Source organism: Streptomyces sp. NPDC050121, assembly GCF_044460385.1.
GTDB classification, from domain to species: Bacteria; Actinomycetota; Actinomycetes; order Streptomycetales; family Streptomycetaceae; genus Streptomyces; species Streptomyces soliscabiei.
The window spans coordinates 57,097-82,788 of sequence record NZ_JBITJV010000019.1 but is presented as its reverse complement, the minus strand read 5'-3'; the positions used below and the strand labels follow the sequence as shown (position 1 = coordinate 82,788).

Annotated in this window: 23 protein-coding genes and 1 pseudogene; 11 read left to right on the top strand and 13 right to left on the bottom strand. The window is 70.6% G+C overall.

The window, feature by feature from the left end; genetic code table 11:
• Positions 1 to 3: 3 nt before the first annotated feature.
• On the bottom strand, positions 4 to 1,005 hold the full coding sequence (locus ACIBTS_RS27040) for a hypothetical protein (RefSeq protein ID WP_399322769.1): 1,002 nt from the start codon (positions 1,003 to 1,005) through the stop codon (positions 4 to 6).
• 287 nt (positions 1,006 to 1,292) lie between these two features.
• On the opposite strand from ACIBTS_RS27040, the gene ACIBTS_RS27035 reads away from it, so the two are divergent.
• The gene (locus tag ACIBTS_RS27035; protein ID WP_057579095.1) at positions 1,293 to 1,676 is read left to right on the top strand and encodes a cold-shock protein; all 384 of its coding nucleotides are present in this window, start codon (positions 1,293 to 1,295) and stop codon (positions 1,674 to 1,676) included.
• A 368-nt stretch (positions 1,677 to 2,044) separates the two neighbouring features.
• On the opposite strand, the gene ACIBTS_RS27030 is transcribed toward ACIBTS_RS27035, so the two are convergent.
• The 4 genes from ACIBTS_RS27030 to ACIBTS_RS27015 form a co-directional block, all read right to left on the bottom strand.
• On the bottom strand, positions 2,045 to 2,920 hold the full coding sequence (locus ACIBTS_RS27030) for a 1,4-dihydroxy-6-naphthoate synthase (RefSeq protein ID WP_319676586.1): 876 nt from the start codon (positions 2,918 to 2,920) through the stop codon (positions 2,045 to 2,047).
• The gene (locus ACIBTS_RS27025; RefSeq protein ID WP_399322886.1) at positions 2,910 to 3,626 is read right to left on the bottom strand and encodes a futalosine hydrolase; all 717 of its coding nucleotides are present in this window, start codon (positions 3,624 to 3,626) and stop codon (positions 2,910 to 2,912) included. Before ACIBTS_RS27025 ends, ACIBTS_RS27030 begins: the two co-directional genes overlap by 11 nt.
• A 17-nt stretch (positions 3,627 to 3,643) precedes the next feature.
• A complete protein-coding gene (locus tag ACIBTS_RS27020) occupies positions 3,644 to 4,156 on the bottom strand; it encodes a DUF2771 domain-containing protein (RefSeq protein WP_319676584.1) in 513 nt (170 codons plus the stop codon).
• A gap of 74 nt (positions 4,157 to 4,230) precedes the next feature.
• Positions 4,231 to 5,664 carry an MFS transporter gene (locus tag ACIBTS_RS27015; protein ID WP_399322767.1) on the bottom strand — a complete coding sequence of 478 codons (1,434 nt, stop codon included), beginning with the start codon at positions 5,662 to 5,664 and terminating at the stop codon, positions 4,231 to 4,233.
• A 322-nt stretch (positions 5,665 to 5,986) separates the two neighbouring features.
• Between ACIBTS_RS27015 and ACIBTS_RS27010 the strand changes: the two genes are divergently transcribed.
• Positions 5,987 to 6,913 (top strand): DUF3027 domain-containing protein, encoded by a 927-nt coding sequence (locus tag ACIBTS_RS27010; RefSeq protein WP_399322765.1) that lies wholly within the window; start codon positions 5,987 to 5,989, stop codon positions 6,911 to 6,913.
• Between the two features lie 42 nt (positions 6,914 to 6,955).
• Here the strand turns inward: ACIBTS_RS27010 and ACIBTS_RS27005 are convergent, their stop codons facing one another.
• Together ACIBTS_RS27005 and ACIBTS_RS27000 are read right to left on the bottom strand one after the other, a co-directional pair.
• Entirely contained in the window at positions 6,956 to 7,207 is a 252-nt protein-coding gene (locus tag ACIBTS_RS27005; protein ID WP_399322764.1) for a hypothetical protein, read from the bottom strand.
• A 159-nt stretch (positions 7,208 to 7,366) separates the two neighbouring features.
• A pseudogene (locus ACIBTS_RS27000) lies at positions 7,367 to 7,921 on the bottom strand (helix-turn-helix domain-containing protein); the annotation flags it as partial.
• Between the two features lie 168 nt (positions 7,922 to 8,089).
• Here ACIBTS_RS27000 and ACIBTS_RS26995 point away from each other — a divergent pair.
• The 3 genes from ACIBTS_RS26995 to ACIBTS_RS26985 all read left to right on the top strand — a co-directional run bounded on the left by ACIBTS_RS26995 (position 8,090) and on the right by ACIBTS_RS26985 (position 13,289).
• Positions 8,090 to 11,272 carry a sacsin N-terminal ATP-binding-like domain-containing protein gene (locus ACIBTS_RS26995; protein WP_399322763.1) on the top strand — a complete coding sequence of 1,061 codons (3,183 nt, stop codon included), beginning with the start codon at positions 8,090 to 8,092 and terminating at the stop codon, positions 11,270 to 11,272.
• 175 nt (positions 11,273 to 11,447) lie between these two features.
• Positions 11,448 to 12,371 carry a hypothetical protein gene (locus tag ACIBTS_RS26990; protein ID WP_399322761.1) on the top strand — a complete coding sequence of 308 codons (924 nt, stop codon included), beginning with the start codon at positions 11,448 to 11,450 and terminating at the stop codon, positions 12,369 to 12,371.
• 105 nt (positions 12,372 to 12,476) lie between these two features.
• Entirely contained in the window at positions 12,477 to 13,289 is an 813-nt protein-coding gene (locus tag ACIBTS_RS26985; protein ID WP_399322759.1) for a hypothetical protein, read from the top strand.
• Here the strand turns inward: ACIBTS_RS26985 and ACIBTS_RS26980 are convergent.
• Both ACIBTS_RS26980 and ACIBTS_RS26975 read right to left on the bottom strand, forming a co-directional pair.
• Positions 13,255 to 15,663, bottom strand: coding sequence for an HAD-IC family P-type ATPase (locus ACIBTS_RS26980; protein ID WP_399322757.1), 2,409 nt, complete (start codon positions 15,661 to 15,663; stop codon positions 13,255 to 13,257). The genes ACIBTS_RS26985 and ACIBTS_RS26980 overlap by 35 nt on opposite strands.
• Positions 15,664 to 15,770: 107 nt before the next feature.
• Positions 15,771 to 16,106, bottom strand: coding sequence for a DUF2530 domain-containing protein (locus ACIBTS_RS26975; protein WP_399322755.1), 336 nt, complete (start codon positions 16,104 to 16,106; stop codon positions 15,771 to 15,773).
• A gap of 116 nt (positions 16,107 to 16,222) precedes the next feature.
• On the opposite strand from ACIBTS_RS26975, the gene ACIBTS_RS26970 reads away from it, so the two are divergent.
• The gene (locus ACIBTS_RS26970) at positions 16,223 to 17,629 is read left to right on the top strand and encodes an NCS2 family permease (RefSeq protein WP_399322754.1); all 1,407 of its coding nucleotides are present in this window, start codon (positions 16,223 to 16,225) and stop codon (positions 17,627 to 17,629) included.
• A gap of 59 nt (positions 17,630 to 17,688) precedes the next feature.
• Here ACIBTS_RS26970 and ACIBTS_RS26965 read toward each other — a convergent pair whose 3' ends face one another.
• Positions 17,689 to 17,871, bottom strand: coding sequence for a ribbon-helix-helix protein, CopG family (locus tag ACIBTS_RS26965; protein WP_079661526.1), 183 nt, complete (start codon positions 17,869 to 17,871; stop codon positions 17,689 to 17,691).
• A 152-nt stretch (positions 17,872 to 18,023) separates the two neighbouring features.
• Between ACIBTS_RS26965 and ACIBTS_RS26960 the strand changes: the two genes are divergently transcribed.
• Positions 18,024 to 18,461, top strand: coding sequence for a MarR family winged helix-turn-helix transcriptional regulator (locus ACIBTS_RS26960; RefSeq protein ID WP_399322752.1), 438 nt, complete (start codon positions 18,024 to 18,026; stop codon positions 18,459 to 18,461).
• Positions 18,462 to 18,642: 181 nt separating this feature from the next.
• Positions 18,643 to 19,914: an MFS transporter gene (locus ACIBTS_RS26955; RefSeq protein ID WP_399322750.1), complete on the top strand. Its 1,272-nt coding sequence runs from the start codon at positions 18,643 to 18,645 to the stop codon at positions 19,912 to 19,914.
• A 14-nt stretch (positions 19,915 to 19,928) separates the two neighbouring features.
• On the opposite strand, the gene ACIBTS_RS26950 is transcribed toward ACIBTS_RS26955, so the two are convergent.
• Positions 19,929 to 20,516 carry a Uma2 family endonuclease gene (locus tag ACIBTS_RS26950; protein ID WP_399322749.1) on the bottom strand — a complete coding sequence of 196 codons (588 nt, stop codon included), beginning with the start codon at positions 20,514 to 20,516 and terminating at the stop codon, positions 19,929 to 19,931.
• Positions 20,517 to 20,615: 99 nt separating this feature from the next.
• Here ACIBTS_RS26950 and thpR point away from each other — a divergent pair, with 99 nt between their 5' ends.
• The gene (thpR, locus tag ACIBTS_RS26945; RefSeq protein ID WP_399322748.1) at positions 20,616 to 21,188 is read left to right on the top strand and encodes an RNA 2',3'-cyclic phosphodiesterase; all 573 of its coding nucleotides are present in this window, start codon (positions 20,616 to 20,618) and stop codon (positions 21,186 to 21,188) included.
• Between the two features lie 230 nt (positions 21,189 to 21,418).
• Here the strand turns inward: thpR and ACIBTS_RS26940 are convergent, their stop codons facing one another.
• Positions 21,419 to 22,408: an aldo/keto reductase gene (locus ACIBTS_RS26940; protein WP_319674738.1), complete on the bottom strand. Its 990-nt coding sequence runs from the start codon at positions 22,406 to 22,408 to the stop codon at positions 21,419 to 21,421.
• A 131-nt stretch (positions 22,409 to 22,539) separates the two neighbouring features.
• Between ACIBTS_RS26940 and ACIBTS_RS26935 the strand changes: the two genes are divergently transcribed.
• Positions 22,540 to 23,496: a nuclear transport factor 2 family protein gene (locus tag ACIBTS_RS26935; RefSeq protein ID WP_399322746.1), complete on the top strand. Its 957-nt coding sequence runs from the start codon at positions 22,540 to 22,542 to the stop codon at positions 23,494 to 23,496.
• A 25-nt stretch (positions 23,497 to 23,521) separates the two neighbouring features.
• Here the strand turns inward: ACIBTS_RS26935 and ACIBTS_RS26930 are convergent, their stop codons facing one another.
• Positions 23,522 to 24,103 (bottom strand): Uma2 family endonuclease, encoded by a 582-nt coding sequence (locus ACIBTS_RS26930; RefSeq protein WP_399322744.1) that lies wholly within the window; start codon positions 24,101 to 24,103, stop codon positions 23,522 to 23,524.
• A gap of 322 nt (positions 24,104 to 24,425) precedes the next feature.
• Between ACIBTS_RS26930 and ACIBTS_RS26925 the strand changes: the two genes are divergently transcribed.
• On the top strand, positions 24,426 to 25,658 hold the full coding sequence (locus ACIBTS_RS26925) for an RNA-guided endonuclease InsQ/TnpB family protein (protein WP_399322742.1): 1,233 nt from the start codon (positions 24,426 to 24,428) through the stop codon (positions 25,656 to 25,658).
• Positions 25,659 to 25,692 lie beyond the last annotated feature (34 nt).

Here is a 25,692-nt window from a genome sequence, read left to right as displayed (position 1 = left end):
CAGTCAATTGGTTCCGGCGTTGTACAGGTGGTCGCCGAAGAACCCGATGACGAGCAACCCGCTTCTGTCGGTGTCGTCGAGATAGTGCAGCCGCGGTGCCGGAGGAGCACCATCGCCGATGCGGATGTGCTCGACCATGACGGCCTTCCCCGAAGGAGCGATGTGCTCAGGGGCGCGGAAAGTCCGTTGTGCCTTGCCTCGCGGGCTGCTGCTGGCCGTCTGCCCCTCGCTGAGAACCACCTTCCCCTCAGCCAGCAGCGGGAATGGCTCGTTCGCGCAGTACGCCTTGAGGTTCGCCAACTCTGGGCCGGATCTCCCGTTGTGCGCCCGCGCAAGGTCCTTGGCCTCGGCATATGCCTGCATCGTTGCCAGCGTTGCGGCCAGGCGGTGTCGCCAGTGCGGAGCCTTCTGGTGATGCTCCAGCTTCTTGGTCTCGTCCAGATCTGCGGTGATGACCAGCGACGAGCAGTGCTGCTGCGCTTGCTTGAGAACACCTTGGAGAGAGGTCGCGTCCAGCTGCGCTTTCAAAGCCGCCTCTGCCTTCAAAGGTCGTTCACCGTTCCGTCGTGGTTGCAGTCGCGCAATAACGGCGTCGCGGGCCCGCAACGCCGCGTCCCGCTCCTTGACCGCCGCGTCCAGCAACTCCACGAATGAGTCTCGGTCCTTCTCCGTTGCCTCAAGCTGCTTTCGAAGCAGGGACGTCTCAGGCGGCAACGGAAGGTTGGCCATTGCTCGTACTGCGTCAGGGATCACGGAGTTGAGCTTCGACTCGAGATCCGACCGTTCGTTGAGCAGCTTGGAGCAGGCTCGCAACTGGGCCTCGACCTTGCGGCGGCGCTCTCGTTCCGCCTCAGCAAGCCGCTTGTATCTGGCTGCTTCCTGCTTGTGCAGCTCGACGAGCTTCTTGCTTGTCTCGACGGCTTCCTGCGACAGGCGATCCAGGTCGACACGGGTTCTTTCATCGCGGGCCTTGTCTGCCGCTGGGCCGAACGGACTGGTGGACATCGACCTCACGCACCCCCCTCGTCTCAAAAGTGAAGACGAGGATAGGGGCGTAGCGGATGTCGAGAGAGTGGGCTTTGCACTACTGGCGCTGGTGGGTTATAGGCCCTTGGCGACCGAGTGGAGAGCCCCGGGATCCTGTACAGACTTCGGGAGCCGCCGTAGCGGACAGGCAGGGGCTCAGTCTCGTTTTAAGGCGTGTTGGGTTGGAGAGACCCCCGGTAGGCTGTCATGACGGCAGTTCAAGGGCGTCCGGGGTCAGTCCGGGAGCGATCGAGGGAGTGTGTGCTTTGCCGACTGGCAAGGTCAAGTGGTTCAACAGTGAGAAGGGCTTCGGCTTTCTCTCCCGTGACGACGGCGGTGACGTCTTCGTCCATTCCTCCGTCCTGCCTGCCGGAGTCGAGGCGCTGAAGCCGGGTCAGCGAGTGGAGTTCGGCGTCGTCGCCGGACAGCGCGGCGACCAGGCACTCTCCGTCGTCATTCTCGACCCGACCCCGTCGGTCGCCGCGGCGCAGCGCAAGAAGCCCGACGAACTGGCCTCCATCGTCCAGGATCTGACCACCCTCCTGGAGAACATCACCCCGATGCTGGAGAAGGGCCGCTACCCGGAGAAGACTTCCGGCAAGAAGATCGCCGGTCTGCTGCGCGCGGTCGCCGACCAGTTGGACGTGTAACTCCCCGGACCGGTCGACGTGAGCGACATACGAACCGAGCCCGGCGGCGCTGGCCGCCGCTCCGCCCCCGCCGCCTGAGCTGCTGGAGCGGATCCGGCGGCAGCGGCGGCAGGCTCGGCCGGCGCCGGGCTGTCGCCCTGGCGGCCGTCGCGACGGCGGCCCTGCTGGTCTGCGACGCGTGGTTCGACGTGTCGCTCGCCCTCGGCACCCCCGACGTATGGCTGTCGGCGGTGCTCGCGGTGTGCGTCGAACTGCCCCTGGCCGTGTTCCTCATCCGCAAGGTCCTGGGGATGCTGTCCCTGGCCCACTGGCCGCCCCGCACGCCGCCGGCCGAGGGCGACGACCGGAAACCCCAGGAAACCGGCACCTCAGGGAAAGGCCAGCGCCTCCGGCCCCAGGGCCGGAACCAGTCCTTCCGCCGCCGCCCGTGTCAACAACCCCCGGATCGCCGCATGGCCGTCCTCTCCCAGGTCCGCGGTGAACTCGTTGACGTACAGGCCGATGTGCTGGTCGGCGACGGTCGGGTCCATCTCCTGGGCGTGTGCCATGACGTACGGGCGGGAGGCCTCGGGGTCGTCCCAGGCGGCGCGCACGGAGGTGCGGATGGCATCGGCCAGCCCGGTCAGGGTCTTCGCCCCCAGCGACCGCTTGGCGATGATCGCGCCCAGCGGGATCGGCAGGCCGGTGGTGTCCTCCCAGTGCTCGCCCATGTCCGCGAGCTTGTGCAGACCGTAGTTCTGGTAGGTGAAGCGCGCCTCGTGGATGACGAGGCCCGCGTCGACCTTCCCGTCCCGCACGGCGGGCATGATCTCGTGGAACGGCATGACGACGATCTCGCCGACGCCCCCCGGCACCGTCTCCGCCGCCCACAGCCGGAACAGCAGATACGCCGTCGACTTCTCGCTCGGCACGGCGACGGTCCGGCCCCTCAGGTCGACGCCCGCCTCCCGCGTCAGCACCAGCGGCCCGCAGCCCCGCCCCAGCGCGCCCCCGCAGGGCAGCAGCGCGTACTCGTCGAGGACGTACGGCAGCACGGCGTACGACACCTTCAGCGCGTCGAACTCGCCGCGTTCGGCCATGCCGTTGGTGATGTCGATGTCCGCGAAGGTCACGTCGAGCGCGGGCGCGCCCGGCACGCGTCCGTGGGCGAGGGCGTCGAAGACGAAGGTGTCGTTCGGGCAGGGCGAGTACGCGATCTTCAGCGGCTGCGGCTGCGGCTGCGGCTGCGGCTGGTCACTGGTCATGCCTGTTCCAACTCTCCAGTACGGGTGCGAGCTTCCCGAAACCCTCGGTGAGGGCCGCCAGTGCCTCGGCGATGCGCCAGGCGGCGCGGTCGCGCGGCCCGACGGGGTTGGAGACCGCGCGGAGCTCCAGCACGGGCACACCGTGCGCGGCGGCCGCCTCGGCGACCCCGAACCCCTCCATCGCCTCGGCCAGGGCCCGCGGATGGCGCTCGCGCAGGGCGGCGGTCCGGACGGCGGTGCCGGTGACCGTCGACACGGTCAGGACTTCGCCGGTGAGGGCGCCGGTGGCGGCCGCGGACTCCCGTACGAGGGACGCGGGCGGACGGTGGGTGACGGCGCCGAAGCCCAGCTCGGTGACCGGCAGGAAGCCGTCGGCGGTCTCGGCGCCCAGGTCGGCGGCGGTGATCTCGTCGGCGAGGACCAGGGAGCCGACGGGCGCGGCGGGCGCGAAGCCGCCGGCGATGCCCGTCGAGACGACGACGGTGTAGGGGGCGTCGTGCAGGGAGGCCGCGGTGAGGGCGGCGGAGACGGAGGCGGCGGCCAGGGCCGGGCCGACTCCGGCGGCGAGCAGGTCGAAGGCCGCGCCGGGACTGTCCGCGCCGGGGCGGTGGAGGGTCACGCCGGGCAGGCTCACCTCCCGGGTGGGCTCGGTGAACGCCCGTGCCACCGCGTCCCGTTCGGCGGGGACCGCGGTGGCCACGAGGATGCGTGCGCGGGGCGTGGTCAGTCGCCCTTCTTGAGCTTGAAGGACCACAGGCCGGTCGCCGCCTGGCTGGCCTTCTTGCCGTCGCCCGCCTTGATGGTGACGAGCGTGGAGTCGCCCTGGGCGCCGTACTGGGCGTTGAAGAAGACGCTGCCCGGGATCGTCCGGTACGTCTTGTCGCTGTCCTCGGTGAGCGGCTGGCCGTTCATGAGGATCGTCCAGCGCTTGTCGGCGACGTCGGGGTCGACGCCGAAGCGGACGGTCTCGTCCGGGTCGACGCTGATGGACTTGATGTCCTTGTCGGCGAGGCACTTGGTCAGCTCGGCGGCCTGAAGGGTGTCGCCCTCGCCGCCGCAGGTGGCCTCGGAGCTGACCGAGTCGCGGCCGACGGTGATCGTGGACAGGGGGGTCGGCTTGTCGCAGGCCGACAGGACGAGCAGTCCGGCGGAAACGGCGCCGACGGCGGCGACGGCGCGTCGGCGTCGCACGGCGCCGAATACATCAGCGGCTCCGCCGCGGGGCAGGATGGTCATGGCGGAAGGCTATCGGGCACGTCCAGCCGCCTCCCTACGCGGGGTGCGGCGTGGCTGTGTGTTACGCCACGGTGTTACGCCACGCGGGGCTTCGAGCCGCCCCCGTGCCGCACCGAGGACAGCAGGCCGCGGACCGTCGTCAGCCAGCCCACGGCGACGACCGCGGCGGCCACCGACAGGCCCAGCGTGCCGTTCAGCGGCATCACGATGCCGACCGCGCCGCCGAACACCCAGCACACCTGGAGCATGGTCTCCGAGCGGGCGAACGCCGAGGTGCGCACCAGCTCCGGCACGTCCCGCTGGATCAGGGCGTCCAGGGACAGCTTGGCGAGGGCCTGCGAGAACCCGGCGACCGCCGCGAGACAGGCCACCAGGAACGCCCCGAAGAAGACGGCGGCGACGAGCACCGCGCCCAGGACGACGGCGACGACCGTCACGATGATCAGCTCCGGAGCCTTGGAGCGCAGCCATGCCCCGACCGCCGTGCCGAGCGCGTTGCCCACGCCCGCCGACACGGCCACCATGCCCAGCGACACCGCCGCGCTCTGACCGGTCAGCGGGTGCTCGCGCAGCAGGAACGCCAGGAAGAAGGTGAGGAACCCGGACAGCCAGCGCAGGGCCGCGTTGGCGCCCAGGGCGTGGGTGACGGCGATGCCGACAGTCCTGAGGCCGGGCCGCTTGACCGGCTTGAGGTGCGGGCCGTGCAGGTGCTGTTCGTCGGCGGCGAGCAGCGCGACGTCCTCGCCCTTGGCGGAGTCCACCTTGGGGGGCAGCGAGAACGACAGGATCGTGCCGGCCACGAAGATCACGAAGGCGCCGTAGAGGGGGTAGCGCGGCCCGAGGGCCTGCAGTCCGGCGCCGATGGGCGCGGCGATGCCGGTGGCCAGGAGGCCGCCGAGGGTGACGCGTGAGTTCGCCTTGACGAGGGAGAAGCGGGGTGGCAGCAGACGGGGCACGACGGCGCTTCTGACCACTCCGTACGCCTTGGAGGAGACGAGGACGCCGAGGGCGGCCGGGTACAGCTCGATGCTGCCGGTGGCGACCGCGCCGGACAGGACGAGCGCGAGGATCGCCCGGGCGACCATGGACCCGGCCATGGCGGCGCGCCGACCGTGCGGGAGCCGGTCGAGGAGCGGGCCGATCACGGGGGCGAGGACGGTGAAGGGGGCCATGGTGATGGCGAGGTAGAGCGCGACGCGTCCTCGGGCCTCGTCGGTCGGCACGGAGAAGAAGACGGTGGAGGCGAGCGCGACGGTGATCATGACGTCGCCGGCGCCGTTCACGGCGTGCAGTTCGATCAGTTTGCCGAGGCCGGACTCGCCGGCGCCGTGCGCGTGGGTGGCCTTCCTGATGCCGCGGGCGGTGCCGGTGAACGGGAAGTGCAGGGCACGGCCTACTGCGCGGACGGACCCGCTCATCCGGCCCGAACCGCTCACCCGGCTCCTCCCCTTGTTCCCCTTCGTCGCACCGATCCCGGTGGCGCCCTGGGGTGTCTGCGCGGCTGCCACCCCGTCATAGTGCCCCGAGAACGCGATATGTAGTGGGGTTACCGCGCGTATGGCCGTGTGATCGGGCATTCTGGGAGCGTTCGGTGGGGGGAAACGTCCCGTCGGTGTAGGCCGAGCGTCCGGGAGCAGGTAGCGTGCGTAGCGCGCCGTGGCGATCGTTCTCGGCCGCGCGCCTCCCGGCCATCCCGCAGAATGGATGACAGCAGGTGCGCCCGAGCGCGATCGGGCGCGGACGTCGACGCGGCCCTTTGGTCCGCTCCGTCCGCACCCGCCGCCTTCAGGCAGGCGCACCGAGAGACGGCGTAGGAGAGAAGCGATACCTGTGAGCGCAGCGACCACGCGAAGCCGCACCCCCGACCGCCTGTGCGCCGAGGCGGTCGATCTCGCCCGTGCCGCAGCCGAGGAGGCAGCCGCCCCCGGCGTGGTCGGCGAGCACGTAGGGATGCTCTCCGAGGGCGACCGTGTCGTCACCCACTTCTTCGAGTGCAAGGAGCTCGGGTACCGGGGCTGGCGCTGGGCGGCGACGGTGGCGCGGGCGTCCCGCGCGAAGATCGTCACCCTGGACGAGGTGGTTCTGCTTCCCGGCCCCGACGCGGTGCTGGCCCCCGAGTGGGTTCCGTGGAGCGAGCGGCTGCGCCCCGGCGACATGGGTCCGGGCGACCTGCTGCCCACGGACGCGGAGGACCTCCGGCTGGAGCCGGGCTTCACGGGCGTGGACGAGCCGTTGCCGAACTCGCCGGTCTCCGAGGAGATGGCCGAGCTGGTGGAGGCCGAGGACGCCGAGGTGACCGCGGCCGCGCCTGCGCAGCTGCCCACGGCGCCGGTGCGGGGGACGATCGCGGCGGTGGCCGAGGAGCTGGGGATGCGCCGGGCGCGGGTGCTGTCCCGGTACGGCCTGCATGTCGCCGCGGACCGCTGGGAGGAGGGCTTCGGGCCCCAGACACCCATGGCTCAGGCGGCCCCCGCGACGTGTGTGAGCTGCGGTTTCCTCACTCCCATCGGTGGCTCCCTCGGGCAGGCCTTCGGCGTCTGCGCCAACGAGTTCTCCCCGGCGGACGGCCGGGTCGTCTCCCTTGCGTACGGCTGCGGGGGTCACTCGGAGGCGGCGGTCATGCCCGCGCCGCCGCGGCCCCCCGCGCCGGTGATCGACGAGACCCGGGTGGACCCCTTCCCGCTGCGCCCGGCCCCGGACTCGGGCTCGGTGCCTGTGATGACGGACGAGGACGCGGCGGAGCTGGGGCACTCGTAGCCCGGGCTTCCGCCCGGGCTACCACCTAATGTGACGAAGGTCTCACTTTGCGTCGTCCCCGAAGACCTCTGCGGTGGATGTGGCGGTGGCGGCACGGGCGAGCCAGGTGTGGAGGGTCTCGAGGTCTCCGCACTCCGTGATCCGTTGACGTGCGTCGGCGGGCACATCGATGCCGCGCTGTTCCAGGACGGTCAGTATGGCCGTCCCGTAGGCGTTGACATGGCCTTCTTCGCGGCCTTCGTCGCGGATCTCCTCCGCGATGTACGACTTGTAGAAGGAGAGATCCACGGCCACCAGGTTCCTCCAGAGCTCTTTGGCCGGGCGGTTGCCCAGGCCCTGTGCGACGAGTTCGACGATGGGGTCGGCGACGACTTCGGGCTTGTCGTGCAGCTTCGTGCGGCGAGCTGACCATTCAGTTCCTTGGTTCTCAGTGGTGCGTCTCAGTGGTGCGTCTCAGTGGTGTGCGGGCGGTCGGCAGCCGGGGCAGAGGCCTGGGGCCGGTGCGCGGAAGACCTGGTCGCAGTCTTCGCAGGTCTGGGGGCGGTGCCGAACGACAGGAGGCGGCGCCGGGGCGCGGTACGGCGGGAGGGGCGGTAGCTGGGCGGCGAGGCGGTGGGCGAGGAGGGCTGCTGGGCGGTGCAGGGGGTCCTCGGGGAGGTCGGCGGTGAGGGCGTGGCGGACGGCGGTGGGGGTGACCTCGCGTTCCAGCCAGGCGGCGACTCCGGGGGCGAGGTGGTCGGCGTCGGTGGCGGAGAGGAGGAGGCGGGGGTCGTGGCGGCGGAGGCCGGCGAGGAGGTCGACGGCGGTCTGCAGGAGCGTGGGGGACGGGCAGGCGGGCTGCGGGACCGCCGGGAGCTTCTTGCGGGGTGGGCGGTCGGCAGGGGCGGGGCGTCGGGTGGGCGGCTTGGGGGGCTCGGGCTCGCTGCCGTGGCGTCCGGGCTGGTTGCAGGAGGTCGTGCGGGTGACGATGCGGCCGCCGGGGATGCGCTCGCGTTTGCGGCGCAGGTAGGGGTTCCTGGCGTAGCGTCACCCGCAAACTGTCCCTGCTGCGGCAGTCCCTGCCGTGACCAGTGCACACCGCGCGTGCGTATCCCCTGCCAGTGAGAGGCCGAGGTGGGTGGGCGATTTCCCTGAGGCGGGTACCTTCGTCCTCACGCTGATGAGGAGAGTGGAAACGTGAGCAAGTTCGTGCGGCCGGCACCCGAGGGCGCGGACCCCTTCGGCACGGCCCGCCTGCGTCGCGGAGTGCTGGACGCCTGGGCCACGAGCCCCGCCCGTTTCCGGGAGGACGCCAACGCCGAGGAGGACCTCGTCCTCGGGGGGTACCGGGACCGGCTCGTAGTCGAGCTCGCTCAGAACGCCGCCGACGCCGCGGCCAGGGCGGGCGTGCCGGGGCGGCTGCGGCTCACGCTCCGGGACGGCGTCCTCGTCGCCGCCAACACGGGCGCGCCCCTGGACGCCGCCGGCGTCGAGTCCCTCGCCACGCTCCGTGCCTCCGCCAAGCGGGAGGCCCAGCAGTCGGCCGTGGCCGTCGGACGGTTCGGCGTCGGCTTCGCCGCCGTCATCGCCGTCACCGACGAGCCCGCCGTGGTGGGGCGGCACGGGGGTGTTCGCTGGTCCCTCGCCGAGGCGCGCGAGCTGGCCCGGGACACCGCCCGGCACAGCCCCGGCCTCGGTGACGAGATCCGGCGGCGCGACGGGCACGTGCCGCTGCTCCGGCTGCCCTTCGCCGCCCAGGGCACCGCGCCCGACCCGTACGACACCGCCGTCATCCTGCCCCTGCGCGACCCCGCCGCAGCCGATCTCGCCGAACGGCTCCTCACCGCCGTCGACGACGCCCTGCTCCTCGCCCTCCCGGGCCTTGAGGAGGTCGTGATCGAGATCGACGACCAGGCTCCGCGCACCCTGAGCCGTTCCGTCGACGGCGCCCTCACCGTCGTCGAGGACACCCGGGACGGCAGCACCCGGTGGCGGGTCGCCGCCGCGCACGGGTCCCTCGCCCCCGAGCTGCTGGCCGACCGGCCGGTGGAGGAGCGGCTGCGGCCCCACTGGTCGGTCACCTGGGCCGTGCCCGTCGACGAGGACGGGGCGCCCGTGCGGCCCCGCACCACCCCCGTCGTCCACGCGCCGACCCCCAGCGACGAGTCCCTCGGCGTGCCCGCCCTGCTCATCGCCTCCTTCCCGCTGGACACCACCCGCCGGCACGCCGCCCCCGGACCGCTGACCGACCACCTCGTGCAGCGGGCGGCGGACGTGTACGCCGAACTCCTCGCGGGCTGGCGGCCGGTGGGCGCCGGGATCATCGACCTGGTGCCCGGCCCGCTGGGCAAGGGCGAGCTGGACGGGGCCCTTCGTCAGGCCGTCCTCGAACGGCTGCCGCGGACCGCCTTCCTGCCGCCCGCCGTCGAGCCCGTCAGGAACCGGCACGACGAGGACGCCGAGCACGACGAGCACGGCGTCGGACTTCCCGAAGCCCTCCGGCCCAGGGACGCCGAGGTCGTCGAGGGCGCGGGCGCCGAGACCGTGCGGGTGCTGGCGGAGGTGCTGCCGACCCTGCTGCCCGCCGGGCTGGAGCGGCGGGCGGAACTGCGCACGCTGGGCGTGGCCCGGATCCCGCTCGCCGACGCGATCGACCGGCTGGCCGGTCTGGAGAAGGACCCGGAGTGGTGGTACCGGCTCTACGACAGCCTCGCCGGGGTCGATCCCGACCGGCTCTCGGGGCTGCCCGTGCCGCTCGCCGACCGGCGGACCACCATCGGTCCGCGCCAGGTGCTGCTGCCCCTCCCCGACGGGCCCACCCCCGACGACACCTGGGCCGCCACCTCGGCCTCCCTCGCCCGGCTCGGCCTCAAGGTCGCCCACCGGGACGCCGCACACCCCCTCCTGGAGAAGCTCGGCGCCCTGCCCGCCACGCCCCGGGCCGTCCTGACCACCCCGCAGGTGCGGGCCGCCGTCGCAGCCTCCCTGGACGACGACGGCGGCGCCTGGGACGACCAGGACACCCCGGACGCCGAAGAACTCGCCGACCTGGTCCTCGCCCTCGTCCGGGACGCCGGCCTGGAGCCCGGCGACGAGCCCTGGCTGGGCGCCCTCGCCCTGCCCGACGAGGACGGCGAACTCGTCCCCGCCGGTGAACTCGTCCTCCCCGGCAGCCCCTTCGCCTCCGTCATCCGGGAGGACGAACTCGCCGCCGTCGACACCGAGTTGGCGGACAAATGGGGTGAACAGCCGCTCGCGGCCTGTGGCGTCCTCGCCGACTTCGCACTCGTCCGCGCCACGGACGTCGTCCTCGACCCGGACGAACTGGAGCCCCGCGACGGCGACTTCGCCGAACCCGACGACCCCGGGCTGCTGGACGCCGTCGACGTGTGGTGCGAGGACATCCTCGACCGCTTCCCCGACTCGCCCGTACCGCCCGTCGCCACCGAACTCGTCGCCGTCCGCGACCTCGACCTCGTCGACGAGGACCGCTGGCCGCAGGCCCTCGCGCTGCTCGCCCGGCCGCCGCTGCGCGACGCCCTCACCCAGCCCGTCCGCATCCTCCTCCCGGACGGCACCCACGAGGTCGTACGGCCCTACACCGCGTGGTGGCTGCGCGGAAACCCGGTGCTCGACGGGCGCCGCCCGGCCGGCCTGCTGGCCGCCGGCGGCGACCCGCTCCTGCACGGCCTGTACGACGAGGCCGACGCCACCGGGTTCGACGACGAGCAGGTCCTGCGGGCGCTGGGCGTACGGACGTCCGTGGCGGCCCTCCTCGACGAGCCCGGCGGCGCCGCCGAACTCCTCGACCGGCTCGCCGACCCCGAACGCCCCGTCACCTCCGCCCAACTGCACGGCCTCTACGGCGCGTTGGCCGAACTGGACCCCGAGCAGGTGACCCTGCCGGACGAGCTGCGGGCCGTCGTCGACGGACGGGTAGAGGTCGTGGACGCCGCCGACGCCGTCGTCGTCGACTCGCCCGACCTGCTCCCCTTCACGGAAGGCGTCCCGCTGCTCCCCGTACGCCCGTCCCGGGCGGCCGAACTCGCCGAGCTGTTCCAGGTGCGACGACTGAGCGAGTCCGTCACGGGGGCCGTCGACTCCGAGGGCGCCGAGCACGACGTACCGGAGTCGGTGCGGGTGCTCCTCGGGCCGCGCACCCCCGCCACATACGTCGAGCACGAGGAACTCGTCGTCGACGGCGTGGAGATCGACTGGCGGCTGACGGACGACGGCGTCCTGCACGCCGCCACCCTGGAGGGCGTCGCCGCGGGTCTCGCCTGGGCGGCCCGCCAGTGGCCGCGCCGCTTCGAGGTAGCGGCCCTCCTCGAGGACCCGTCACGCACGGCAGAACTGGCCCGCGACCGCTGGTTCGACTGAGGGCCCGGGTGAAGAATTTCCTCACCAATTCCTCACGGGACGTACAACCATCCGTCCCCGTCGGCCATCTGATGAGGTGAGTCAACAGACTCCACCATCACTTTGGGCCCCGGATGTGACGACGAGCCGTGTGAGCGGCCACCGTCCGGGGCCCCTCTCCTCAGGGGGAAAAGCAATGCGCATACGCGCCACCGTGGTCGCCGTCACCGGCGCCGTGGCCCTGTCCGCCCTCGCCGTGCCGGCCGCGCAGGCCACCGGCAGCGGCTCGCACAACCCCGTCGACACCCTGAAGGCCCTCCACGCGGCCGCCTCCGGCAAGAGCGCCTTCACCGGTTCGACCGCCGCCGACACCGGCAAGCCGTACCCGCTGGACGCCAAGTTCGGCAACGTCCGCATCAACAACGGCAAGCCGATCGTCGCGAGCACCGGCGGCAAGGTCACCGCCCCCGTCACCTTCACGGTGACGCACGGCGCGGGCGTCGACGTCACCGCGGACGACACCGAGCTGGACCTGTTCATCTACCGCGGCACGTCCAACGAGCCGGCCAACTTCCTCATCGGCGACGAGTGGCCGTCCTGCACCAACACCTCGGCCACGGTCGCCACCTGCAAGGGCACCATCGACATCCTCCCGGGTGAGGAGCTGGAGAACGCCGACGCCACCACGTGGAAGGCGACCGGCTACATCGTCGACTGGAACGATGTCGACCCCAGCGGCCCCATCGACTGGACCAAGGTCGGCTACGTCGAGGCCGACTCCCTGGCCGCCACCAAGCTGCAGCGCATGTCGAAGCTGACGGTCAACGCCGCGCCGGAGCCGGTGAAGAAGGGCAGGACCATCACCGTCACGGGCCGCCTGACCCGCGCCAACTGGGACACCGGCACGTACACCGGTTACGCCGGCGTCTACGCCCAGCTGCAGTTCCGCAAGAAGGGCGCCACCACCTACAGCACGGTGAAGTCCGTCAAGACCACCTCGACCGGCGGCCTGGCCACCACCGTCAAGGCGGGCGTGGACGGCTACTACCGCTACTCCTTCGTCGGCACCACGACCTCCCCGGCGGCCGTCGCCGCGGGTGACTTCGTCGACGTGCAGTAACTCGTCACACGCAGGACGTGAGAGCGGTCGGCCGGGGTCTCCCGGGACCGGCCGCTTTCCCCTCTCCGCACCACCCTCTCCGCACCACCCTCCCAAGGAACGCACATGCGCATACGCGCCATCGTGGTCGCCTCCTCCGGCGCCCTCGCCCTCTCCGCCCTCGCCGCCCCGGCCGCGCAGGCCGCGCCTTCCGCCGCGCCGAGCGTCACCTTCTCCAACGTGAAGGTCAACGCGGGCAAGGCCGTCGTGGTCGGCCCCTCGGCCAAGGTCACCGTCACCGCCACGTACACCGTGACGAAGCCCGCGAACCTCAGCGCGAGCTCCTTCGAGAGCGGCCCGCTGCTCTACCGCGGCACCACGCTCAACGCGCAGTCCCAGATCATCGGCGGCGACGGCCCGGGCACCTGCACCGCGGCCTCCGCGACGGTCCTCAAGTGCACGGCGAAGATCCAGTTCCGGCCGACCGCGTCCGCGGACTTCGACGACCTGGCCAACAGCCAGGCCGGCACCTGGAAGGTGGGCGCCCTCGCCCTCCCCAAGGACGCCACCGGCCCCGCCGACTTCAAGTGGCAGAGCAACCTCGGCGCCGTCAACGTCCAGCGCCAGGCGCAGCTGACGACAGACGCCGCGCCGGAGCCGGTGAAGAAGGGCAAGACCCTCACCGTCACGGGCAAGCTGAGCCGCGCCAACTGGGACACCAACAAGTACGCCGGTTACGCGGCCCAGCCGGTGAAGCTGCAGTTCCGGAAGAAGGGCAGCACCGTCTACACCACCCTCAAGACCGTCAAGACCAGCTCGACCGGCGTCCTGAAGACCACGGTCACCGCCTCCGTGGACGGCTACTACCGCTACACCTTCGCCGGCACCACGACGACCCCGGCGATCAGCGCGGCGGGCGACTTCGTCGACGTGCAGTAGCCGACTGGGCCGGGAAACGGCGGTCGACCCATTTCCAGGAGAACTCCAGGGCGACCGCCGCCACCGCCGCCACACCCACCGCGATCCACGGCATCGTCACCCCGACCAGCTTCAGCGCGAAGAAGTGCTGGAGCCACGGGATCACCAGGACGAGCAGGAACGCCACGCCCATCGAGGCCACCAGCAGTACCCGCCACCAGGTGTAAGGGCGGGCGATGATCGCCAGCACCCACATCGAGATCAGGAACAGCGTGAGGGTCGCCGCGCTGGTCTCGGCGTCCAACGAGCCCTCGCCGACGTAGTAGTGACGGGCGATCAGATACGTCACGAAGGTCGCGACGCCCGCGATCACCCCGCCCGGGATCGAGTACCGCATCACCCGCCGTACGAAGTGCGGGCGGGCCCGTTCCGTGTTGGGGGCGAGGGCGAGGAAGAACGCCGGGATGCCGATGGTGAGGGTGGACAGCAGCGTCAGATGGCGGGGCAGGAACGGGTATTCGACCTGCCAGCACACCACCAGCAGTGCCAGCAGCACCGAGTAGACCGTCTTCACCAGGAACAGGGTCGCCACGCGGGTGATGTTGCCGATGACCCGCCGGCCCTCCGCGACCACCGACGGCAGGGTCGCGAAGCTGTTGTTCAGCAGCACGATCTGCGCGACCGCCCGGGTGGCCTCGGAGCCCGACCCCATCGCCACGCCGATGTCGGCGTCCTTCAGCGCGAGGACGTCGTTGACGCCGTCCCCGGTCATCGCGACCGTGTGGCCGCGGGACTGGAGCGCGCCGACGATGTCCCGCTTCTGCTGCGGGGTGACCCGCCCGAACACGGTGCCCTCGTCCAGGGCCTGCCCCATGCCGGCCCGGTCGGCGGGCAGGCGGCGGGCGTCCACCGTGCCGCCGTCGAGCCCCAGCTTCGCGGCGACCGCCCCCACCGACACCGCGTTGTCGCCGGAGATGACCTTGGCGTGGACGTTCTGCTGGGCGAAGTAGCGCAGGGTGTCGGCGGCGTCGGGCCGTAGCCGCTGTTCGAGGACGACGAGGGCCGCGGGCTTGGCGCCGTGGGCCGGGTCGGGGTCGTCGAGGTCGCGGGCGGCGCGGGCCAGCAGCAGCACACGCAGGCCCTGCTCGTTGAGCCGCTCGGTGTCGGCGAGGGCGGGGGCGTCCTCGGCCAGCAGCACGTCCGGCGCCCCCAGCAGCCAGGTGTTGTTCTCCCCGTTGCCCTCGCTGAAGCTGGCGCCGCTGTACTTGCGGGCGGAGGAAAACGGCAGGGACTCGGTGCAGCGCCAGTCCTCGGCGTCCGGGTAGGCGGCGATGACGGCCTGCAGGGAGGCGTTGGGCCGCGGGTCGGACTCCCCGAGGGCGCCGAGCACCTGCCGTACGTACAGCTCGTCGAAGCCGTCGAGGGTCCTGAGCTCGGTGACGTCCATGCCGCCCTCGGTGAGGGTGCCGGTCTTGTCGAGGCAGACGGTGTCGACGCGGGCGAGGCCCTCGATGGCGGGGAGTTCCTGCACGAGGCACTGTTTCCGGCCGAGCCGGATGACGCCGATCGCGAAGGCGACGGAGGTGAGCAGTACCAGCCCCTCCGGGACCATCGGGACGATGCCGCCGACGGTGCGGGCGATCGAGTCCCTGAGGTCGTTGTTCTTCACGAACAGCTGCGTGACGACCAGGCCGAGCGCGGCCGGGATCATCATCCACGTCACGTACTTGAGGATGGTGGAGATGCCGGAGCGCAGCTCGGAGTGGACGAGCGTGAAGCGGGAGGCCTCCTCGGCGAGCTGGGCGGCGTAGGCCTCGCGGCCGACCTTCGTGGCGCGGAAGGCACCGCCGCCGGCCACCACGAAGCTGCCCGACATGACCTGGTCGCCGGGGCGTTTCACCACGGGGTCGGCCTCGCCGGTGAGCAGCGACTCGTCGATCTCCAGCCCGTCGGCCTCGACGCACACCCCGTCCACGGCGACCTTGTCACCGGGGCCGGTCTCGATGAGGTCGTCCAGGACGAGCTCGGAGGTGGAGACCTCCATCGCCGTGCCGTCGCGGCGGACGGTGGGGCGGGCCTCGCCGACGACCGCGAGGGAGTCCAGGGTCTGCTTGGCCCGCCGCTCCTGGATGATGCCGATGCCGGTGTTGGCGAGGATCACGAACCCGAACAGGCCGTCCTGGATGGGCGCGACGGCGAGCGTGATCACCCACAGGACGCCGATGATCGCGTTGAACCGGGTGAAGACGTTCGCCCGGACGATCTCGCCGACGGTGCGGCTGCTGCGCACGGGTACGTCGTTCACCTGACCGCGCGCGACGCGGTCCGCCACCTCGGCGGCCGTGAGACCGGTCGCCGTCGTCGGCACGGAGGCGGGTGCGTCGGTGTGGGCCATGGAATCGACGGTACGTGTGGATATGAGCGTTCACCCGTCGGAGGGGCGGAAGATCCGACCTGGGGAGGAGACGGATAGTACGCCGGTTGTACAGCCGGGACCTGTTTCTACTCGGCGGCCGACGTCCCGGTGCCCGACGTCCCGGTGCCCGGCGTGCCCTCGGCTGCCGCTGCCGCTGCGGTGTCCGCGGCCGCCGCCGCGCGCTTGATCGCCGCGTCCCGGCTGCGCACGATCCGGATGCCGAGCAGCCCCAGTCCGGCCCCGGCCAGGCAGGTCCACAGCCACCACAGATGGCCGTGGTCGTCGAACCAGCCGTAGAAGGGGAGCTGGACGATGAAGAGGACGAACCAGAGGATCGTGCCGCCGGTGATGGTGGCGACGACCGGGCCCTCCAGGGGCTCCGGCGCCTCGTGCTTGGTGGGTCCCGAGAAAAACGCGGCCATGGGCACAGCTTACGAGGAGGTCACATCTACGCGCGGAGATGGCTGATTCGAACGTTATACGTTCATACTGAAACGGTTTGTGTCTGACCACTTCTCTTCGTAGGAACCGCCAAAACATGTCCAGCCCCGCCCTCGGCGCCCTCGACCGCTACTTCCGCATCTCCGAGCGGGGCAGCACGCTGCCGCGTGAGATCCGGGGCGGTTTCGCCACCTTCTTCGCCATGGCGTACATCATCGTGCTGAACCCGATCATCCTCGGCAGCGCGAAGGACATGTACGGGCATCAGCTCGACAACGGTCAGCTGGTCACCGCCACCTGCGTGACGGCCGCCTTCACCACGCTCCTCATGGGCGTGGTCGGCAACGTCCCCATCGCGCTGGCCGCCGGCCTCGGCGTGAACTCGGTGGTCGCCCTCCAGCTCGCACCCCGGATGTCCTGGCCGGACGCCATGGGCATGGTCGTGCTCGCGGGTTTCGTGGTGATGCTCCTGGTCGCCACCGGTCTGCGCGAGCGCGTGATGAACGCCGTGCCGTTCGGTCTGCGCAAGGCGATCTCGATCGGTATCGGCCTGTTCATCATGCTGATCGGGCTCGTCGACTCCGGCTTCGTCAGCCGCATCCCGGACGCCGCCCACACCACCGTCCCGCTCCAGCTCGGCGGCGACGGTCACCTCAACGGCTGGCCGGTCCTCGTCTTCATCCTGGGCGCCCTGCTCACCCTGGCGCTGATCACCCGCAAGGTGCCCGGCGCGATCCTGATCTCTATCGTCGCGATGACCGTCCTCGCGCTGGTCATCGACGCCGTCGCCACGATCCCCTCCTGGGGTCTCACCACCCCCAAGTGGCCCGGCAACCCCGTCGCCAGCCCCGACTTCGGTCTCATCGGCGACGTCAGCCTCTTCGGCGGGTTCGACAAGGTCGGCGTGCTGACCGGCATCCTCTTCGTCTTCACCGTGCTGCTGTCGTGCTTCTTCGACGCGATGGGCACCATCATGGGCGTCTCCGACGAGGCCAAGCTGACCAACGCCAAGGGCGAGATGCCCGGCATCAACAAGGTCCTCTTCGTCGACGGCCTCGCGGTCGCCGCGGGCGGCGCCAGCTCCTCCTCCGCCACCACCGCCTTCGTGGAGTCCACGGCCGGCGTCGGCGAGGGCGCCCGCACCGGCTTCGCGAACCTCGTCACCGGCGGGCTGTTCGCCGTGGCGCTGTTCCTGACCCCCGTCGCCACGATGGTCCCGTCCCAGGCCGCCACCCCGGCACTGCTCGCGGTGGGCTTCCTGATCCTGGCCGGCTCGGTCAAGGAGATCGACTGGGCCGATCACACCATCGCCATCCCGGCCTTCATCACCATGGTGATGATGCCGTTCACCTACTCGATCACCAACGGCATCGGCATGGGCTTCATCACCTTCGTCGTGCTGCGCCTGGCGGCCGGGCGAGGCAGGGACGTCCCGGTGCCGATGTACGTGGTCTCCGCCGTCTTCACCTTCTACTACCTGATGCCGGCCCTGGACCTGACCTGACCTGGACCCCGTGACCGGACCGCCGGCGGCCGGGAAGCCGGGCGGCCGGAAAGCCGGGTTCAGGTGAGCCCGTAGAACTTCTCCGTCTCCTCGACGGCGGTCTGGAACCGCTCGTCGAAGTCATCGCGAATGAGCGTCTGGACGACATAGTCCTGGACGCTCATTCCCCTTTTCGCCGCATGCTGCCGGAGTCGTTCGAGCAGCTCCCCGTCGATCCGCAGACTGAGCACAGTGGTCCCCATGAGACCAGGGTCGCGGTCGCGCACCGAAGTCCGGTCACTTTCCGCTGTCTACTCACTCGTTCGAGTGAGCGTGGCGTCCTCCGTGGCCGGAGTCACGGGAATCCCGGCGCGCCCCAGCTTGTTTAGCGAGAGTAATGAGTTATCCTAAAGAGATGTCTGACCTAAGCCATGGCGACGATGCTGCCGCCGTGAACTCCCTGCGATCGGCCGTGATGCGGCTGTCCCGTCGGCTCAAGCACCAGCGGGTCGACGAGTCGCTGAGCCCCACCGAGATGTCGGTGCTCGGCACCCTCTCCCTCTGCGGCAGTGCCACCCCGGGCGAGCTCGCCCGCAAGGAGCATGTGCAGCCGCCCTCGATGACCCGCATCGTGGCGTTGCTGGAGGCCAAGGGCCTGGTCCGGCTGGAGCCGCACCCCGAGGACCGGCGCCAGAAGGTCGTCACCAAGACCGAGCAGGCCGAGACCATGCTCGCGGAGAGCCGCGCCAAGCGGAACGCCTTCCTGGCCACCCTGGTCGACGGCCTCGACGAGGACGAGTGGGCGAAACTGCGCGCCGCCGCCCCCGTGCTGGAGAAACTCGCACACCTGTAAGCAGTCTTCGAGTAAGCAGTCTTCGAGTAGGCAGTCTTCGAGGAGGCGAACCCTTTTGAGTACGGGATCCGGAGCAGATTCCGCCCCCGCACCGACCACCCACGACTCTCCCCCCGGCACCCCGGGGGGCACCCGCAAGTCCCCCTGCAAGTCCCCCCGCACGTCCCCCCGCACGTCCTCGATGTTCAGCTCCCTGAGCATCAGGAACTACCGGTTGTTCTTCCTCGGCCAGGTCGTCTCCAACATCGGCACCTGGATGCAGCGCATCGCCCAGGACTGGCTGGTCCTCAGCCTCACCGGCTCCGCGACCGCCGTCGGCATAACGACGGCCCTGCAGTTCCTGCCGATGCTCCTCTTCGGCCTCTACGGCGGCGTCCTCGTCGACCGCCTCCCCAAGCGCCGCGCCCTGTTGTTCACCCAGTCCGCGATGGCCCTCACCGGCATCGCGCTGGCCGCCCTGACCCTCTCCGGGCAGGTCGAGGTCTGGCACGTGTACGTGGTCGCCTTCGCCGTCGGCCTCGCGACCGTCGTCGACAACCCGGCCCGCCAGTCCTTCGTCTCCGAGATGGTCGGCCCGGACCAGCTGCAGAACGCGGTCAGTCTCAACTCCGCCAACTTCCAGTCCGCCCGCCTCGTCGGCCCCGCCGTCGCCGGTCTGATGATCACCAGTGTGGGCACCGGCTGGGCGTTCCTCGCCAACGGCCTGTCCTTCGTCGCGCCCATCGCCGGCCTGCTGCTGATGCGGGCCCGCGAACTGCACGTCGTCGAGCGCGCGCCGCGCGCCAAGGGCCAGCTGCGGGAGGGACTCCACTACGTCGCCGGCCGGCCTGACCTGATCTGGACCATCGTCCTCGTCGGCTTCATAGGGACCTTCGGCTTCAACTTCCCCGTCTACCTCTCCGCCTTCGCCGACGACGTCTTCCACGCGGGCGCCGGCAGCTACAGCCTCTTCAACACGCTGATGGCGGTCGGCTCGCTGGCGGGCGCCCTGCTGGCGGCCCGGCGCGGCACGGCCCGCATGCGGGTGATGATCGCCGCCGCGGTGGCCCTCGGCACGATGGAGATCGTGGCCTCGCTCGCGCCCTCGCTGTGGCTGTTCGCGCTGCTCATGGCCCCGATCGGGATGTTCGGCATGACGATCAACGTCACCGCGAACACCAGCATCCAGATGGGCACCGACCCTGCCATGCGGGGCCGGGTCATGGCCCTCTACATGATGGTGTTCCTGGGCGGCTCGCCGGTGGGCGCACCGATCGCCGGCTGGGTCACGGACGCGTACGGCGTCCGGGCGGGTCTCGCGGCCGGCGGCGTGATCTCGGCCGCCGCAGCCGTCACCATCGGCCTGGTCCTGGCCCGCGTCGGCAACCTGCGCCTGTCGATGGGCTGGCACCACGGACACCCGCGGGTCCGGTTCGTGCCGCGCGAGAGCGGGGAGCTGGTCACCGTGGGGTGACGCGACCAGCCGGGTCAGTCGCGGGGGAACTCGTCGGTCTTGAGGACGAGCCCGACGACGGTCCCGGTCAGGTCGATCTCGTCGCCGAAACCGAGGCTCACCTCGCCGTGGTACTCGCCGTCCTTCGGCAGGGTGTACAGGTGCCACTTGCCCTTGTAGGGGTCGACGATCAGGTACACCGGCACCTCGGCGGCGGCGTAGGCGTCCTTCTTCGGCCCGTAGTCGTTGTGAGCGGTGTCCTTGGAGATGACTTCGGCGACGAGTTCGACGTCCTGAAAGCGCCAGCGGCGCTTGGCGTCCGGTTCCGCGTCCTCGGCCAGCAGCGTGAGGTCGGTCGCGAAACCGTTGAGGTGCCCGGGGTAGTCGATGCGGACATCGGACTTCAGGCGCCGACGCGGGTACTTGGCGCGCAGTTGGTCGTAGATGCCGGCGATGATCTCCCAGTGAGTGTCCCGTTGCGGCGCCATGCAGATGCTCCCCCCGACGATCTCCGTTTTGTAGCCCTCGGGGACGGGCATCTTCTCCAGCCACTCGAACAGGGTGTCGAGTGTGAGCTCTTCGTCGCTCTCGGCCATCGCAATCCTGTCTTCCAGGACGGTCATGGTGGCGCTCCTCCCCGGCGACCCCCACGGATGGACGGGTGCCGCCGCGCAGTACAACGATACGCACGGTGTCCGGGACACGCCCGGCAGACTGGGCCCATGAGACTCTTCGCCGCCGTGCTGCCCCCGGAGGACGTCGCCCATGAACTCGCCGCCGAAGTAGCCGAGTTGCGCAGGCTGCCCGGCGCGGAGGGGCTGCGCTGGACGGGCCGCCCCGGCTGGCACTTCACCCTCGCCTTCTACGGCGAGGTCGACGACGACGTCGTACCGGAGCTGTCGGCGCGGCTGGAGCGGGCCGCGCACCGCAGCGCGCCGTTCCCGTTGGCGCTGCGCGGCGGGGGACAGTTCGGGCACGGGCGGGCGCTGTGGACGGGGGCGACCGGAGACGTGCTGGCCCTTCGTCTGCTCGCCGGCCGGGCGGAGGCGGCGGCGCGCAAGGCGGGCGTGGAGATGGGCGAACACCGCCGCTACAAGGCCCACCTGACGCTGGCCCGCAGCCGGGACGCGGTGGACGCGCGGCCCTATGTCGAGGCGCTGGGCGCCTTCGAGGGCCGGACCTGGACGGTGGGGGAGCTGGTGCTGGTGCGCAGCAGCCTGCCGAAGTCCGGGGTCCCGGGGGAGCAGCCGCGTTACGAGCCGGTCGGCCGCTGGGCTCTGGGCGGGGCCGGTTAGTCTCGACGCGTGGACCCGAAGACCCGGAACCGGATCATGGCCGGTGCGCTTGTGCTGATGTTCGTGGTGGTGGCGGTGGCGGCGGCGGTCGGCAGATGACCGCCGCCGACCGCCACCGCACGCCGCCCCGCCCCGACCGCATGCCGCCCTGCCCAACGACGCCCTGCCCCGCGATGCCCTGAGGGGCGGGTGGCCTACGACGGGATCTGCCAGGGAATCTGCCAGGGGATCTACCAGGCGAAGGCCTCCGGGGACGGACCCGGCCCCGGGAAGATCTCGTTCAGGCCGGACAGCAGCTCCTCGCTCAGCTCCAGCTCGACCGCGCGCACGGCGGAGTCGAGCTGCTCGGCGGTGCGCGGGCCGACGATCGGGCCGGTCACGCCGGGCCGGGTGAGCAGCCAGGCCAGTGCGGCCTCGCCGGGCTCGACGCCGTGCTTCTCGAGAAGGTCCTCGTACGCCTGGATCCGGGTGCGTACGGTGGGGTCGGCGAGGGTGTCGGCGGTCCGGCCGCTCGCCCGGCGCCCGCCCTCGACCTCCTTCTTGATGACGCCGCCGAGCAGACCGCCCTGCAGCGGCGACCAGGGGATGACCCCGAGGCCGTACTCCCGCGCGGCCGGGATGACCTCCATCTCGGCGCGGCGCTCGAAGAGGTTGTAGAGGCACTGCTCGCTGACGAGCCCGAACGACCCGCGCCTGGCCGCGACCTCGTTGGCCTGGGCGATCTTGTAGCCCGGGAAGTTGGACGACCCGGCGTAGAGGATCTTCCCCTGCTGCACCAGCACGTCGATGGCCTGCCAGATCTCCTCGAAGGGAGTGGCGCGGTCGATGTGGTGGAACTGGTAGAGATCGATGTGGTCCGTCCGCAGCCGCTTGAGGCTGGCGTCGACGGCGCGTCGGATGTTGACGGCGGAGAGTTTGTCGTGGTTCGGCCAGGCGTCGCCCTCGGCGGCCATGTTGCCGTACACCTTGGTGGCGAGGACGACCTTGTCGCGCCGCTCGCCGCCCTTCGCGAACCAGTTCCCGATGATCTCCTCGGTACGGCCCTTGTTCTCACCCCAGCCGTACACGTTCGCGGTGTCGAAGAGGTTGATGCCGGCGTCCAGCGCCGCGTCCATGATCGCGTGACTGTCGGCTTCGTCGGTCTGCGGGCCGAAGTTCATGGTGCCGAGGACGAGGCGGCCGACCTTGAGTCCGGTGCGTCCGAGCTGCGTGTACTTCATGGGCATCAAGCCAACGTCGTGGAGTGCGCTCTAGGCAAGGGAGATCGGAGATCTTGACGCTATCTGATGGTTAGTGCTTTCCTGTGGGAAGCGTAAGCTTGAACTTTCAATATCCATTTCTGGAGCGTCGCATGCCCCCCACCGCCTCAGTCCGCAGGGCGCTTGTCGCCTTCGTCGCCTCCGCCGCCGTGCTGGGCGCCGCCGCCGTCCCGGCCGTCGCGGCACCGCACACCGCCTCCACCGGACACGGCAATCACGACAGTCACGCCGGATACGCCGGGTACGGCGATTCCGCCCGTCTGGGCTATCAGAAGGCCGTTGCCGCCGGTGTCCTCAAGGGGGTGTTCGAGCGCGGCGACACCGAGGTGGTGGACCGCTTCGTACGACCGGACTACATCCAGCACAACCCGCTGGCGCCGGACGGGGCGCAGACGCTGAAGAACCTGGCCGTCTCGGTGCACCAGCAGTTCCCGGACGCCAAGTACGACATCAGGCGGGTCATCTCCGAGGGTGACCTCGTCCTCGTGCACTCCAACGTCGTCCTGGCGCCGGGCACCCGGGGCTCGGCCGTCTTCGACATCTTCCGCTTCCAGGGCGGAAAGATCGCCGAGCACTGGGACGCCGGGCAGAACGTGCCCGAGACCACGGCCAACGGCAACGACATGTTCTCGACGGTGAGTCGGCCGCGGACGGAGTCCCCGGGCCCGCGATGGCTGACGGCGTACAACAGGAAACTGGTGACCGCGGCCGTAGAGCGACTGCTCGTGCGCAAGGACCTGTCGGCGCTCGACACGTACTGGGGGCCCGAGTACCACCAGCACAACCCGAACATCGCGGACGGCGTCGCCGGCGCGAAGGCGGGACTGGGCGCGTACTTCAAGGCGTTCCCCCAGCTGTCCGTCTCACCGAAGCGGATCGTCGCCGAGGGGGATCTGGTCGCCGTCCACAGCCACTACGTGAACGCCCCGGGCGAACGGGGGCAGGCGGTCGTGGACCTCTTCCGCGTGCGCAACGGCAAGATCGTCGAACACTGGGACGTACTCCAGGACGTCCCGGCCACGTCGGCGAACGACAACACGATGTTCTGACCGACGGCCGACGGCGGACGGGCGGTCAGTCGCGGGGGAACTCGTCGGTCTTGAGGGTGAGGTCGATGACGGTGCCGGTGAGGTCGATGTCGACGCCGAAGTCCACTGGCTTCCTGGTGCAGTAGTCGCCCTCCTTGGGGTCCGTGTAGACGTAGCACCGCCCCTGGTAGGGATCGGCGATGACGTAGACAGGGACCTCGGCGTAGGCGGTCTTCTTCGGGCCGTAGTCGTTGGCGGCCGTCCCCTCGGAGATGACTTCGGCGACGAACTCGACGTCCTGGTACTGCCAGCGGCCTTCGTCGTCCTTCTTCGCCGAATCGCCGAGCTTGGCGATGTCAGGGCAGAAGCCGTTCTCGTGTCCCGGGAAGTCGATGCGGACGTCAGAGAAGACCTTGACGTCCATCCCGAACCTGTCCTCGAAGGCGCGTGCGATCCGGCGAATGATTCCCCAGTGGGTGTCCCGCTGCCGTGTCATGAAGACGTTGCCCCCGACGATCTCGACCCTGAAGCCTTCGGGGACGGGCATCCGCGCAAGTCGCTCGAACCATTCGTCCAAGCGCTGCGTGTTGGCGTCGGCCATCGTGATCCTGTCTTCCAGGACGGTCATCTGGCGCTCCTCCCCGGCGACCCCATGGACCGCTGTCGCCGCGCAGTGAAACGATACGCACGGTGACGAAGTCACCTCGTTCTTGCGAGGATGCCCCGGCGTTCACGCCGGGGTGGAATCGCATCCCGGTGTTGCGGCGCGGAGCGCCCGTATGGCCGCCGGCGGAGCCGGGGGATTGCGAACGCACGTACCTGTGATCACCGGTTGGGGTGGTGATCGCGCGATCGGGGTACGGGTGTGCGGCTGTCGCACGTACGGTCTCCTCTCAAGGTGTCGGCAGTCTGCGGACGTTTGGTCCGGGCGTGGTGGAGGGGGTGAGGGCGTGGCCGGAGTGGGGGCGGTCGCGGAGGAGGCCGGGCATGCCCGGTGGACGTTCCGGCTGCGGGTGTCGTCCACCGCGCTCGCCGCGCTGACGGACGAGTGGAACCGGTGCCGGTGGATCTGGAATGAGAGCGTGGCCAAGTCCAAGCAGGTCCACGCCCAAAACCAGACCCGGTCCGACAGCGCTGACAAGGAGACGTGCGGTCCGGCGCAGCTCGACAGGATGCTGACCGAGGCCCGCGCCCGCACTGCGTGGCTGCGGGCGGGCAGTTCGGTGCCGCAGCAGCAGATCATCCGCGACTTCGGGAAGTCCCGGGCGAAGGCGCTGAAGGACGTCCGTGAGCGGCTTGCGCAGCGGCAGCGGGCCGGGATGCCGGGCTGGAAGAAGAAGCGTGAGGCGCTGGCGAGCCTGAACTACACCCGGCGCGGGTTCCGGCTGAAGGAGGGCCGTCTGCATCTGGCCGGGGGCATCGTCCTGACCCCGGTGTGGTCCCGTGAGTTGCCTGCCGAGCCTTCCTCGGTGCGTGTGTACCAGGACAGTCTGGGGCACTGGTATGCGAGCTTCGTGGTCCCCGCCGAGGTGCGGCCGCTGCCGGAGACCGGCCGGGTGCTCGGCATCGACTGGGGCGTGCGCGAGATCGCGACCACCACGTCCGACGCCCACGATCTCCCGCATCCGCAGCACGGGAAGAAGGCCCAGGCCAAGCTGGGCCGGTACGACCGCATGATGGCCCGCCGCAAGCCGAAGAAGGGGCAGGCCGGAACGAAGGGCTACCGGCAGGCGAAGCGGGGGCGGGCGCAGACGTACGCGAAGATCGCCCGGCAGCGTCAGGACCATGCGCGTAAGTGGGCCAAGCGCATCGTGCGCGACCACGATGCGATCGCCGTGGAGGACTTCAAGTCCAGGTTCCTCGCGAAGTCGACGATGGCCCGCAAGGCCGCCGACGCGGCGATCGGCGCCACCAAACGGGCCCTGCTGGAGATGGCCCGCAAACACGGCCGGATCGTGCACCTGGTGCACCCGGCCCACACCACCATGGACTGCGCCAACTGCGGAGCGAGAGCCAAGCACGCCCTGCCGCTGTCCGAACGCACCTACACCTGCACCGCGTGCGGAACCGTCTCCCCCCGGGACAAGAACTCCGCCCGCGTGATGCTCATCCGGGCTGGTCTCAACCCGGCTGGCGCTGAAGGCGCAAGACCTCCGGGAGCGCTGCTCCCGGAGGCGGCCTGAGCCAGGAATCCCCCTCATTCACGAGGGGGAGGAT